Origin of the sequence: Mesorhizobium sp. J428 (assembly GCF_024699925.1) — a bacterium.
Lineage (GTDB): Bacteria > Pseudomonadota > Alphaproteobacteria > Rhizobiales > Rhizobiaceae > Mesorhizobium_A.
Map to the genome: position 1 here is coordinate 660,921 of NZ_JAJOMX010000001.1, position 12,593 is coordinate 673,513.

General features: G+C 67.0%; 11 protein-coding genes. All 11 read left to right on the forward strand.

All coding sequences use genetic code 11. From position 1 onward, the window contains the following. Positions 1 to 528: a MotE family protein gene (locus LRS09_RS03405; protein ID WP_257804261.1), complete on the forward strand. Its 528-nt coding sequence runs from the start codon at positions 1 to 3 to the stop codon at positions 526 to 528. Beyond that, positions 525 to 1,229 carry a flagellar basal body L-ring protein FlgH gene (gene flgH / locus LRS09_RS03410; protein WP_257804262.1) on the forward strand — a complete coding sequence of 235 codons (705 nt, stop codon included), beginning with the start codon at positions 525 to 527 and terminating at the stop codon, positions 1,227 to 1,229. Before LRS09_RS03405 ends, flgH begins: the two co-directional genes overlap by 4 nt. 9 nt (positions 1,230 to 1,238) lie before the next feature. Then, positions 1,239 to 1,775, forward strand: coding sequence for a flagellar basal body-associated FliL family protein (locus tag LRS09_RS03415; RefSeq protein ID WP_257804264.1), 537 nt, complete (start codon positions 1,239 to 1,241; stop codon positions 1,773 to 1,775). After that, a complete protein-coding gene (fliP, locus tag LRS09_RS03420) occupies positions 1,772 to 2,509 on the forward strand; it encodes a flagellar type III secretion system pore protein FliP (protein WP_257804266.1) in 738 nt (245 codons plus the stop codon). The genes LRS09_RS03415 and fliP overlap by 4 nt, the downstream gene beginning before the upstream one ends. Positions 2,510 to 2,675: 166 nt before the next feature. Further along, a complete protein-coding gene (locus LRS09_RS03425) occupies positions 2,676 to 3,545 on the forward strand; it encodes a flagellin (protein WP_257804268.1) in 870 nt (289 codons plus the stop codon). Positions 3,546 to 3,824: 279 nt separating this feature from the next. After that, entirely contained in the window at positions 3,825 to 4,817 is a 993-nt protein-coding gene (locus LRS09_RS03430; protein ID WP_257804270.1) for a flagellin, read from the forward strand. A 126-nt stretch (positions 4,818 to 4,943) separates the two neighbouring features. Further along, complete coding sequence (gene fliF, locus LRS09_RS03435; RefSeq protein WP_257804272.1) at positions 4,944 to 6,605, forward strand: flagellar basal-body MS-ring/collar protein FliF; 1,662 nt, start codon at positions 4,944 to 4,946, stop codon at positions 6,603 to 6,605. Beyond that, a complete protein-coding gene (locus tag LRS09_RS03440) occupies positions 6,605 to 7,243 on the forward strand; it encodes a hypothetical protein (RefSeq protein ID WP_257804273.1) in 639 nt (212 codons plus the stop codon). The genes fliF and LRS09_RS03440 overlap by 1 nt, the downstream gene beginning before the upstream one ends. Beyond that, positions 7,240 to 8,487 carry a MotB family protein gene (locus tag LRS09_RS03445; protein WP_257804274.1) on the forward strand — a complete coding sequence of 416 codons (1,248 nt, stop codon included), beginning with the start codon at positions 7,240 to 7,242 and terminating at the stop codon, positions 8,485 to 8,487. The genes LRS09_RS03440 and LRS09_RS03445 overlap by 4 nt, the downstream gene beginning before the upstream one ends. After that, positions 8,484 to 9,821: a chemotaxis protein MotC gene (locus LRS09_RS03450; protein WP_257804275.1), complete on the forward strand. Its 1,338-nt coding sequence runs from the start codon at positions 8,484 to 8,486 to the stop codon at positions 9,819 to 9,821. The genes LRS09_RS03445 and LRS09_RS03450 overlap by 4 nt, the downstream gene beginning before the upstream one ends. Next, the gene (locus LRS09_RS03455) at positions 9,818 to 12,490 is read left to right on the forward strand and encodes a flagellar hook-length control protein FliK (RefSeq protein ID WP_257804276.1); all 2,673 of its coding nucleotides are present in this window, start codon (positions 9,818 to 9,820) and stop codon (positions 12,488 to 12,490) included. Before LRS09_RS03450 ends, LRS09_RS03455 begins: the two co-directional genes overlap by 4 nt. Positions 12,491 to 12,593: the final 103 nt, after the last annotated feature.

The following is a 12,593-nucleotide window of genomic DNA, read 5'->3' on the forward strand; positions in this document are numbered from 1 at the left end:
ATGAACGCGCGAACGATCGAAATCAGGGTTCCGAGGCTGGCCGCGACCGTGTTCGCCTGCGCGGCGTTCACGGTGGCTGTTTCGGGCGTGCCCGGCGCGACACAGGACCAGACGACGCAGACGTTCAACTCGGCTGAGGAGATCGAGAAGTTCTGCGGCAACATCGCCGACGCCGCGCGCGACCGCCGCTATGCCATCCAGACCCGCGAGCTGGAGGCGCTGAAGGCCGACATCGACCAGCGCGTGAAGCAGCTGGAGGAAAAGCGTGCCGAATACGAGAAGTGGATGAAGCTACGCCAGGCCTTCATGGACAAGGCGACAGAGAACGTCGTGTCGATCTATGCCCGCATGCGCCCCGACGCAGCGGCCGAGCGCCTTGCCGAGATGGAGCCCAGCCTCGCTGCGGCCATCATGCTCAAGCTGCAGGTCAAGCAGTCGGGCCAGATCATGAACGAGATGGAAAGCGCCACGGCTGCGAAGCTGACCAGCATCATGTCGAGCGCGGCGCGAAAGGAAGACCCGACATGAAGCATATCCTCTTGACGGGAGCGCTGGCCTTCGGATTGGCCGGCTGCGGCGCCAACCTGGCAGAGGTGGGCAAGCCGCCGGTCATGTCGGCCGTGGGCACCGGGCTCGATGCCAATCCGCGCTCGAACTACTACTATCCCAAGGCACCGGCGAAGCCGGTGGCGCGCAATTCGCTGTGGGACGACCGCCAGAGCAACCTGTTCACCGACGCGCGCGCGCTGTCGGTCGGCGACGTGCTGACCGTCTACATCTCGATCAACGACAAGGCCAAGTTCTCCAACGAGTCCGAGCGCAAGCGCTCCGCCTCGCGCAACTTCGGCATCTCGGGCGACTACAACATCAACGGCGCCGGACAGGCGGCAGATGCAGGCTTCGACATCGGTTCCACCTCGACCAGCACCGGAAACGGCCAGACGGCTCGATCCGAGGCGCTGAGCCTGTCGGTCGCGGCCGTCGTCACCGACGTCTTGCCCAACGGCAACCTGATCGTCAGCGGCACCCAGGAGGTGCGCGTCAACGCCGAGCTGCGCGTGCTGACGATCGCCGGCATCGTCAGGCCCGCCGACATCGGCGCGAACAATACGATTTCCTACGAGCGGATCGCGGAGGCGCGCATCTCCTATGGCGGCCGCGGCCGCCTGACCGAAGTGCAGCAGCCGCCCTACGGGCACCAGATCCTCGACCAGGTCATGCCTTTCTAGGAAGAGATGATGGCCAAGGCCGCCGCACTCCCCGCACCGCAGGAAGGCGCCCCGTCCAAGGGGCCGTCGCTGGTCGTCCAGCTGGCGGTACTGCTCGTGCTGACGCTGGTCGCGGCCGGCGCGGGCTATTTTTCCGGCGGCATGCTGAAGGGCGAGACGGCTCCCGAGGAGAGCGCAGCAGCAGCCGAGGCCGGTCATGGGGCGAAGAAGGAAGGCGATCACGGCGCCTCGGCACCCGAGGACCCGGCCGCGGCGGACCTGAAGCGCGGCATCTACAACCTGCCGGCGATCACGACCAACCTGGCAGCCCCCACCGACACCTGGATCCGGGTGGAGCTCGCCGGCGTCTTCGAGGGCGAGGCGGACCCGACCGTCGCCGACGCCGTCCACCAGGACATCCTCGCCTATCTGCGCACCGTGAAACTGCACCAGGTCGAGGGGGCCAGCGGCTTCCTCCACCTCAAGGACGACATGGACGAGCGCGCGCGCATCCGCAGCGAGGGGAAGATGACGTCGGTTCTGATCAGGACGATCGTCTTCGAATGAAACGAGCCGCCCTCACCCTCACGGCGCTCGCCGCGCTTACCGCCGGGGCCGCCGCCCAGACGATCGATCTCGGCCAGATCACGCGCGGCGCGGACGGCCAGACCGTCGGCACGATCATCCAGCTCTTCGGCCTTCTGACCGTTCTCTCGGTCGCGCCGGGCATCCTGATCATGGTGACGAGCTTCACGCGCTTCGTCATCGCCTTCTCGATCCTGCGCACCGGCATCGGCCTGCAGACGACGCCGGCCAACTTCATCCTGATCAGCCTGGCGCTGTTCATGACCTTCTACGTCATGGCGCCGACCTTCGATCGCGCCTGGCAGGACGGTGTCAGGCCGTTGATGAACAACGAGATCAACGAGGAACAGGCCTTCCAGCGCATCGCCGAGCCGTTCCGCGCTTTCATGCTCGACAATGTGCGGGAGAAGGATTTCGACCTGTTCGCCGACCTCGCCCGCGAGCGCGGCCAGAACGTTGTCGAGGGACAGGCGGTCGACCTGCGCATCCTCGTGCCGGCCTTCATGATCTCGGAGATCCGCCGCGGCTTCGAGATCGGCTTCCTGATCGTGCTGCCCTTCCTGGTGATCGACCTGATCGTCGCCACCATCACCATGTCGATGGGCATGATGATGCTGCCACCGACGGTGATTTCGCTGCCGTTCAAGATCCTGTTCTTCGTGCTGATCGACGGCTGGAACCTGCTCGTCGGCAGCCTCGTTCGATCGTTTTCCTGATTATTAACCATGCTCCTTACCGGTTTGGTAGAGGAGCGGGCGCTATGACGGTCCAACGCATGACGGACTGATCATCGCAACGACGATCCCAGGCATGATGCCGCCCCGTCATACCGGAAAAGCCCGGTATGTCCCTGTATCCTTACAAAGTTAGGGGCGTTTTCCCATGTCTAGCATTAACACCAATTCCTCGGCCATGCTTGCGCTGCAGTCTCTGGCTGCGACCAACAAGGCTCTCGACACCACCCAGTCGCGCATCTCGACCGGCCTGCGCGTCGGCGAAGCCTCTGACAACGCCGCCTACTGGTCGATCGCCACGACCATGCGTTCGGACAACAAGGCGTTCTCGTCCGTCAAGGACGCGCTCGGCCTCGGCTCCGCCAAGATCGACACCGCCTATACCGGCATGAACAAGGCGATCGAGGTCGTCGATGACATCAAGCAGAAGCTGGTGTCGGCGCTCGGCGCCTCGGACGAGGACAAGACCAAGATCCAGGCGGAGATCGGCCAGCTGCAGGAACAGCTGAAGAGCACGGCGCTTGCCGCGAACTATGCCGGCTCGAACCTGCTCGCCAACGACGACAACGCGACGCCGCTGCAGATCGTCGCCTCCTATGATCGCGCCAGCGACGGCACGACGACCGTCAACCGCATCTCGGTCGACCTGACCAACGTCGTCCTGTTCAACTCCACCGGCGCAGCCGGCGGCCTGCTCGACGACACCATGCTGGTCGACGTCACCGGCGCCGACGACACCACGATCGAGGGCTTCCTGACCGACGTCGAGACGGCCCTGAGCGCGATGGCGACCGGCGCATCGAGCCTCGGCGCGGCCAAGACCCGCGTCGACATGCAGACCGAGTTCGTCTCGGCCCTGAAGGACTCGATCGAGCGCGGCGTCGGCCAGCTGGTCGATGCCGACATGAACGCCGAATCGGCCCGCCTGTCGGCTCTGCAGACCCAGCAGCAGCTCGGCATCCAGGCGCTGTCGATCGCCAACTCCAACTCGCAGAACATCCTCTCGCTCTTCCGCTAAGCCGAGCAGCGACTGTTCTGAACACGGGCCGCGCTCCGCAAGGAGCGCGGCCTTTGCGTTTCCGGCAGCATGGCCCGGCTCCGGGCCGCCACGCCTCTCCTTCCCACGCCGCGAATCACCTTGAAACCGGAGGTCCACTACAGCCTTCCGCACGCCTCCCCGCGCGTCCCAGGCCCTGAAAAACGTTGGTTTTCCGCGCTTAACCGCGCGTTAACCATAAGCCACTACCAATGATTAACCGTAGCCGACAGCGTAGTGGATTTTTAAGGGGGCTTAGAGGTGACATCAATTCTGACCAACGCGTCCGCCATGACGGCGCTTCAGTCGTTGCAGGCCACCAACAAGGCCCTGGAAACCACCCAGTCGCGCATCTCGACGGGTCTTCGGGTCGCCGAGGCGGCGGACAACGCGGCCTACTGGTCGATCGCGACCACGATGAAATCGGACAACAAGGCGCTCTCGTCGATCCAGGACTCGCTCGGCCTGGGCGCCAGCCGCATCGACACCGCCTACACCGCTATCAACAGCGTGGTCGGGCTCGTCGACGATATCAAGCAGAAGCTGGTGTCGGCGATCGGCGCGTCGGAGAGCGACAAGGCGAAGATCCAGTCCGAGATTACGGAACTTCAGAAGCAGCTGAAATTCGCCGCCGACGCGGCGACCTTCAGCGGCGCCAACTGGCTGTCGGTCGACTCGAGCGTCGCCAACGGCAACCCGGCCGACGGCGAACATGCCGACGCCAAGATCGTTGCCGCCTTCAATCGCAGCTCGGCCGGCGACGTCACGCTCGGCACCATCGACATCAACGTCCAGTCCATCAAGCTCTTCGATGCGGCGGCGACCACCGCCGAGAACCAGGGCATCGTCGAGGGCTTGCGGTCGAGCACCACCGGCCTGCGCGACGACAGCGCCACCGTGGCCGTGGCCGGAACCTACAACGCGACCGACGGCTACTCGGTCTACACGCTCACCGTCGAAGGCTTCCTCGACACGCAGATCGAGCAGATGCTGACCGTCGCCGACCAGACGCTCGCGGACCTGACCGACGCTGCAACCGTCATCGGCGCCGCCAAGACCCGCATCGACATGCAGCAGAGCTTCACCGCCAGCCTGATGGACTCGATCGAGCGCGGCGTGGGCCAGCTGGTGGACGCCGACATGAACGAGGAATCGACCCGGCTGCAGGCGCTGCAAGTGCAGCAGCAGCTCGGCATCCAGGCGCTCTCGATTGCCAACAGCAACGCACAGAACGTTCTCTCGCTCTTCAAGTAACGATCAAATATCCTGACATAGCAAACTGATTTCAAAAGGCCGCGTCTCTGACGCGGCCTTTCAATTTTCGCACAAGCTTCGATCTCTAGGCTGCCTCCAGACGGTGTTCCGGGGAGCCCAAAATCCGTGCCTGAGCAGATCCAGCGAATCATCGACAACCTCCAGGCCATGGGTGGCCGCCGGCTGTCGATCATGGGCGCAGTCGCGGCCCTCGTGGTGTTCGTGATCGTGGTCGGCTCGCTCTGGCTCAACCGACCGTCCTTCGAGACGCTCTACGTCGGCCTTGAGCGGTCCGACGTCAACCAGATCGGCATCGTGCTCGGCGATGTGGGCATTCCCTTCGACGTCTCCTCGGACGGCACGTCGGTCATGGTGCCGGTGGGCCGCACCGGGCAGGCGCGCATGCTGCTTGCGGAAAAGGGCCTGCCGACCAGCACGAATGCCGGCTACGAGCTGTTCGACAATGTCGGCTCGCTCGGCCTCACGTCCTTCATGCAGGAGGTGACCAAGGTTCGCGCGCTGGAGGGCGAGATCGCCCGCACCATCCAGTCCATCGCCGGCATCAAGGCGGCCCGCGTCCACATCGTCACCGGTGAGCAGGGCAATTTCCGCCAGGCGCAGCGCCAACCGTCGGCCTCGGTGGTGATCCGCACCGCCGGCCTCGACGCGAGCCGCAGCGCCGCCTCGATCCGCTACCTCGTCGCGGCGGCAGTGCCGGGTCTCGCGGCGGAGAACGTGACGATCCTCGATTCCGACGGAACGCTGCTTGCCGCAGGCGACGACCCGGCCAACAACACGGCGACGCGCTCGATGGGCGTGGAGCGCACGGTCGAGAACCAGATCCAGGACTCGATCCACCGGGCGCTCTCGCCCTATCTCGGGCCGGACAATTTCCGCACCAGTGTCAACGCCGTGGTCAACACCGACACCAAGCAGATCGAGGAGACGATCTTCGATCCGGAATCCCGCGTCGAGCGGTCGGTCCAGGTGGTCAAGGAAGCCAACCAGAACAATCAGAGCCAGTCGACCACCCCCACCTCGGTCGACCAGAACCTGCCCAACGAAGGTGCGCCCGGCGCGGGCGGTCCCTCCTCCAGCGAGAAGAACGACCGCAAGGAGGAAGTGACCAATTACGAGATCAACTCGAAGCGTATCGCGACCGTCAGCAACGGTTACTCGGTGACGCGCCTATCGATCGCCGTCGTGGTCAACGAGGCCCGCATCAAGGCCGTGCTCGGCGAGGGCGCGACGCCGGAGAAGGTGCAGGAGCGTCTCGCCGCCATCCGCGAGATGGTCGCGACGGCCGCCGGCCTGACGGAAAGCCGCGGCGACGCGATCAGCGTCAATGCCGTCGAGTTCATCGACGGCATTGACGGCGAGGCGATCAGCGGGCCGAGCTTCCTCGAGACGGCAGGACGCCATACCGGGACGATCATCAATTCCGGCGCCTTCGTGCTCGTCGTCTTCCTGGTCGTCTGGTTCGGCCTGCGCCCGCTCACCGCCGCGCTCCAGGCGGGTCCGGCCGCGGCTCCCAGCTTCGACGAGATCCAGCGCTCGCTTCCGGGCGCGGCGGACAATCTCCAGATCGCAGCCGGCGGCGCCGCACCTAGCGGCGAAGGCGGCGAGGCGACGACCGCCCAGCTCGCGCGTTCGAACGTCAACCCGATCGACGAGCTGCGCAACAAGCTGAAACCCGCCCCGCAGGACCGGCTCGCCCGGATGCTTGAGCTGAACGAGGAGCGCACGGCGCAGATCCTGCGCAAATGGGCGCATCAGGAGGCGAGCTGATGGCGCTGGCGATCGCCGACTTGCTGCCCGACTTCGCACCGTCGCCCCCGCGCCCGGCGCCCGTTGCCGTGCAGGTCCCCTCCCGCGTCGAACTGGTCCGCCCTGCCCCGCAGCCGGAACCAGCGCCTGTCGACATCGACAAGATCGTCGCCGAGGCGGTCGCGAAGGCGGAGGCCGATCTCGCGCAAAGACTGGAGGCGCTTTACGAGGAGCGCGCCGCCGAGGACCGCAGCCGGCACGAGGAGGAGATGGCGGCGCTGCGCACAACGCTCTCGGTCGAGCTGGCCTCGAAGGCGGCCGCGGCACTTTCCGAGCTGGAGCGCAGGGCGATCGAGGAGTCGACCTCGATCTGCGCGCGCATCCTGGGACAGATCGTCGACGAGAACGTGCGCAACCGCGCGGTGGCGGCCCTCGCAACCGCCGTCGGCAACGCGGTCGGCGACGCCGACGCGATCCGCGTTCGGGTCAGCGGGCCCCAATCCCTGTTCATGCCCTTCGCTGCCGCGATGGGAGACCATGCGCGCCATCTCGAATTCGTCGAGACGAATACCTGCGACCTGACGGTCTCGCTAGACGAGACGCTGTTCGAGACCAGGCTCGGCGAATGGTCGTCCGCACTCACGGGAGCAGTCGGTTGAGCACCGTCAATCACGCGGAACCGCATCAAGAGATTCTGATCATCCGCCACGGCGGGCATGACGACCATGACGACCACCATGGCGGCGCGTGGAAGATCGCCTTTGCCGACTTCATGACGGCGATGATGTGCTTCTTCCTCGTGATGTGGCTGATCAACGCTGCCAACGAGGAGACGAAGGCTGCGGTCGCGAGCTACTTCAACCCGATCAAGTTGACCGACAAGAACGCCAGCCGGCGCGGGCTCGACGAGGAAGGGCAAGGCTCCACCTCCGCCCAGACCCAGGCCCAGAGCGAGACGGACCCGGCGGCATCGATCGCGGGTGTCGGCGCGGCCGAGACCGGCAACATGAAGCAGGAGGTCGCGAGCGAATCGGCCGACGCCGAGAAATACACCGACGAGCACCTGTTCTCGAACCCCTATGCGGTGCTCGCCGAAATCGCGGCCGAGACCGGGAACCTGCAGAACCTGAGCGAGAAAGGCGATGGCGGCGCGCAGCTTTCCGGCCCCGCGACGGGAGCCTCCGGCGGGGAATCCTTCCGCGATCCGTTCGCGCCCGACTTCTGGTCCCAGCAGATCATACCGGGCGTCGACTCGCCTCCAGCCGAGGACAACGCGTTGTCGGAGGCAGGCGACGAAAAGACGCCCGAAGCCGCGCAGCGCGCGGCACAGACCGCGGAAGCAGGGAAGACATCGGATCCGGCCGCCGAAGCCGAAAAGCCGGCCGCGCAGGCCGAGCGCGCACCGGCGAAACCGGTCGATCCCGCCAAGGCCTCGGAAGCAGTGGAGAAGCAGGCCGCCGAAATCCGCAAGGAGATCGCCCAGGCGCTCGGCGCGAACGGCAAGCTCGCCGACGGCCTGAGCGTGGAGGCGACGCCGCAAGGCGTGATGATCTCCGTGACCGACCAGCTCGACTTCGGCATGTTCGAGATCGGCTCCGCCGTGCCCAGGCGCGACCTCGTGCTGGCGATGGAGAAGATCGGCAAGATCCTCTCGGAACGCAGCGGCAGCCTGCACATCTACGGCCACACCGACGGCCGCCCCTTCGCGGGCGGCCAGTACGACAACTGGCGGCTTTCCACCGCGCGCGCCCATTCCGCCTACTACATGCTGGTGCGCTCCGGCCTGGACGAGAAGCGCCTGACCGAGGTGGCGGGCTTTGCCGACCGCAAGCTCAAGGTCCAGTCCGATCCGCTCGCGGCGTCCAACCGTCGCATCGAGATCCTGCTGGAGGCCGCCGGATGAGGCGGCTCTGCCGGGCCATGGCGTTCGGCGCTACGCTCTCGGCCGCGGGCTTCGCGACCGGGCCGGCGGATGCCGCGCTGGACACGTTCCAGATGGTCCGCTCGCTGCAGCTCGTGCAGGACCGCATCGCGGGCGGCGACCACGCCGCCCTGCCGATGCAGCAGAAGATCCTGCAGATGATCGACAAGAAGCTGCGGGAGGCAGGCCCCGACGACTTCCGCGAGCGCAAGAATATCGAGGCGCTGCTGATCTACGCCATGAGCGGCGGCAATCCCGTCACCGTCGACGTCGCCATCGCCCGCCTCAAGCCCGACGAGGCAACCAAGCCGCTCACCGATGGGGTGCGCTTCTACATCCGCGGCGACGCGAAATCTGCCATGACCACGCTGCAGCCGATCGACCCGCGCACGCTCAACAGGGACCTGGGCTCGTTCCTCGCCCTCATCAAGGGTTCGATGACGGCGCCCGACGAACCCAAGCCTGCGATCGCCCTGCTGGACACGGCCCGGCTGCTGGCGCCCGGCACGCTGGTCGAGGAAGCTGCGCTGCGCCGCTCGCTGCCCCTCGCAGCCCGGCTCGGCGACACCGAGCGCTTCCTGCGCGCCTCCAACCAGTATGTGCGCCGCTTCCTGCGCTCGCCCTATGCGACGCAATATGCGGACGAACTGGTCAAGGGCATCGTCACCCTCTACGCCTCGCTCGACCTGCACGTGATCGAGAGCACCATCGCGGAAATGAGCCAGGAGCACCAGAAGGTGATCTATCTGCGGCTCGCCCGCACCGCCGCAATCGAGGGCCTGCGCGAGCTGTCCGATTTCGCCGCGAAGAAGGCGGCGGGCTTCGAGGCCGTCGCCGCGGGCGAGGACGACCCGCGCGCGCTGCTCTATTCGAGCCTCTCCGAGATCGCGTCGGAGAAAGGGCCGGAGATCCTCGAACGGCTGAGGTCGATCGATCGCGACAAGCTCGCGGGACCCGACCGGCAACTGCTGGACGCGGCGATCTCGGTTGCGACCGGGATCATGACGTCGCCGAACGATCCGGCGCCGCCGGCACCGGTCGTGGCTATCGAGCCTGAACCTGCGCCGCAGCCCGTCGCGCATGCGCCGGCGCCCGAACAGCCGGAGCCGCCGCAGGCTACCGACATCGCCGCTGCGCGTCCGGCGCAGCCGTCCGACGATCCGACGCCATTGGCCGTGCAACGCGTCGACCGGAGGCCGGACCCGCCCGCCCGGCCCGTCGAGGCCAGCGCCCCGGCGGAAGAACCCTTGCCCCTCGTCAGCGAGACGCGGCGCAAGCTGGAGGAAATCGACAAGATGCTCGAAGGGGCCAAATGACCAGTCTCGTGTCCGCGTCCAAGTTGGCGATTGCCGAAACGCGTCAGCAGGCCCGAAAAGACGGATCGAAAGGCCACTCCGGTTTTCAGGACGCCTTCCGCGCGTCCGGCGCCGAGCGGCACGGCAGCACAGCCGCGCACGCGCCGGCCCCCTCTTCGCCTTCGCCGATGCAGGGGCTAGCACAGCGGCTGGATGCGTTCGAGAAGATCGCGGGCCTTGTAGCCGAGAGACCGGCGGAGGCTGGAGGCGAGGTTCCGCAACCTGCCGTCGAGCGAGCGAACGCGCGGATCGCGGAAGCCGGGACCCAGTCATCGCCTGCACCGGCGCGGGGGCAGGCGCAACGGCCGGAGACGTTCGAGAAGGTCGCGGGCCTCGCAAACGAGATGCCTGCGCAGGTCGTAGGCGAGGTTCCACAGCCCACCGTCGCGCGAGCGAACGCGCAGATCACGGAAGCCGGGACCCAGTCATCGCCTGCACCGGCGCGGGGGCAGGCGCAGCGGCTGGATGCGTTCGAGAAGATCGCGGGCTTTGTGCCCGAGATACCGGCGGAGGCTGGAGGCGAGGTTCCGCTGCCCGTCGTCGAGCGAGCGAACGCGCGGATCACGGAAGCCGTGACCCAGTCATCGCCTGAGCCGGCGCAGGGACCGACGCAGCAGCTGGACACGTTCGAGAAGATCGCGAGCCTTGTAGCCGAGAGGCCGGCGGAGGCTGGAGGCGAGGTTCCCCAGCCCGCCGTCGAGCGAGCGAACGCGCAGATCACGGAAGCACCGGCCCAGTCATCGCCCGCGCCGGCGCGGGGGCAGGCGCAACGGCTGGACACGTTCGAGAAGATCGCAGACTTGACGGACGATACGCCGGCGGGAGATGCGGCCGAAGTTCCGCAGCGCACTGTTGAGCGAACGAAGGCGCCGATCGCGCAGGCGGCCGTCCCCCTTTCGCCCTTTGACGAAGCGGCCCCCGCGACGAATGTCAGGGCAGGCGACGGAAACGCCATCGCCGGCGACGCCATGCCGAAGCTTGCACAGACGATTGCCGAAGATGCGGGCGCGCAGGTCGAACAGGTCGCCGATCCTGATGTCACCTTTGACGCGGACCCACCGCTGACCAACGACAGGATCGGGCGCACCAAGATGGACGACACAGCCAAGGCAGATGCCCGCCTTACGCCCCCCTCCACTGACGAGAAGGGCAAGCCGGCGCCGAGGGCGGATATGCGGCCCGCACCGGTCGAGGTCGATACGGAAGCCGCGGAAGTCTCCGACACGACAGACAAGCTTGAACCGGCGTCGGAACCCGAGATCCCCGATACGGCGGCCGTGAAGACGGATGCCATGCCGAAACAGCCGGAGGCGGCGGCGACATGGTTGCCGTTGCATGATGCCAGCGCAGCGGCGCCGACGCAGAAGCCGAACGACGACAGACCGGCCGAGACGGTCGCCAAGGCTGCCTCTGACACGAAGGCAATTCCGGCGTCGAATGCTCCGCGCGAGCCGGCAGCGAGCATGGTCACGGAGGCTGCTGTACATGACGTCGCCGCGCCTGACGATGCAACCGCCTCGGATGCGCCCCACTCCGCGCCCGCGGTCACAGGACCGGCCTCCGTCAAGCCAGCCGCCCACGCCACCGCAACCGACGCGCAGGCGCGAAAGTCCCCGCCGGCCGCAGACGTCGCAACCGGCCCGACCAGCAAGCCGGCGCAGGCCATGGCATCGGGCGACAATCGCATCGATCGACAGGATGTGTCCCGGCCAGCCCCCGGCAGTGCATCGGATCAGGCCAAGGTCTCCATGAACGCAGCGGCCCAGGCGCAGCCGGCGCCGCGTGGGACCGGAGGCGATAGCGACGACCGCAGGACTCCCGAGCGCGCGGCATCCGCTCGTGCTACCTCCACAGCCACAACACCTGCCCCAACTGCCACAACGCCTGCGCCTGCTTCTCGCCCGGCCCAGGCAGCGGATGCCACCGCCGTGCATCCAGGATCGCCGTCCGCACCGGCAAACGAGCGCGTCCAATCCGTGGAGGAACCGGCCGAGAAGGAGCCGGTCCGCAGCGAAGCAGGCGACGACGCGAAGCCGGCCGTTTCCGGCGATGCGCGCCCGGCCGATGCTGCTCGTCCCGCGCCCGCCGCGGTGACGGCGGTTTCCATGCAGACCCAGCCGGCCGCTCCCGCCGCGCCAGCGGCTGCCGTGATCGCTACGGTCCGCGCCGACGCCTCCTGGGCAGCCTATTTCCGCGATACCCAGCCGGGAGCCGGCGCTCCGGTCAACTCGCTGAAGATCCAGCTCAACCCGCTGGAACTCGGAAACGTGACCGCCCACCTCAGGGTCAAGGACGACGCGGTGTCGGTGGAGCTGACGGCGGAGACCGCCGACGCACAGCGCCAGCTTGCCACGGATGCCGACACGATCGCGAAATCGCTGCGCGCGCTCGGCATCGACGTCGATCGCGTGACCGTGCAGCTCTCCGCCCGCGCGGACGCGCAGCCGCAGGCCGATGCCTCGAGCCAGCCGCGCCAGCAGGGCTTCGCTGCCGACAGCGGCGCGGGCAGCGCGCGCGAACAGGACGGCGGGTCGCGCCGGGAACAGCAAAGGCATTCCGGCGAGCCGGCTCCGCCATCCGGGCAGTCCGCGGCCTCTTCGAACAGGAGCGCATCCGCACGCTACATCTAGCCGGACGGCATCGTTCGACCTCCCGAAACGACCTCCGGCAAGCCGTTCGAATCAATCGGCGATTGCTCCCGGAAAATATGGTTAACGAGTGGTTAACGACCGC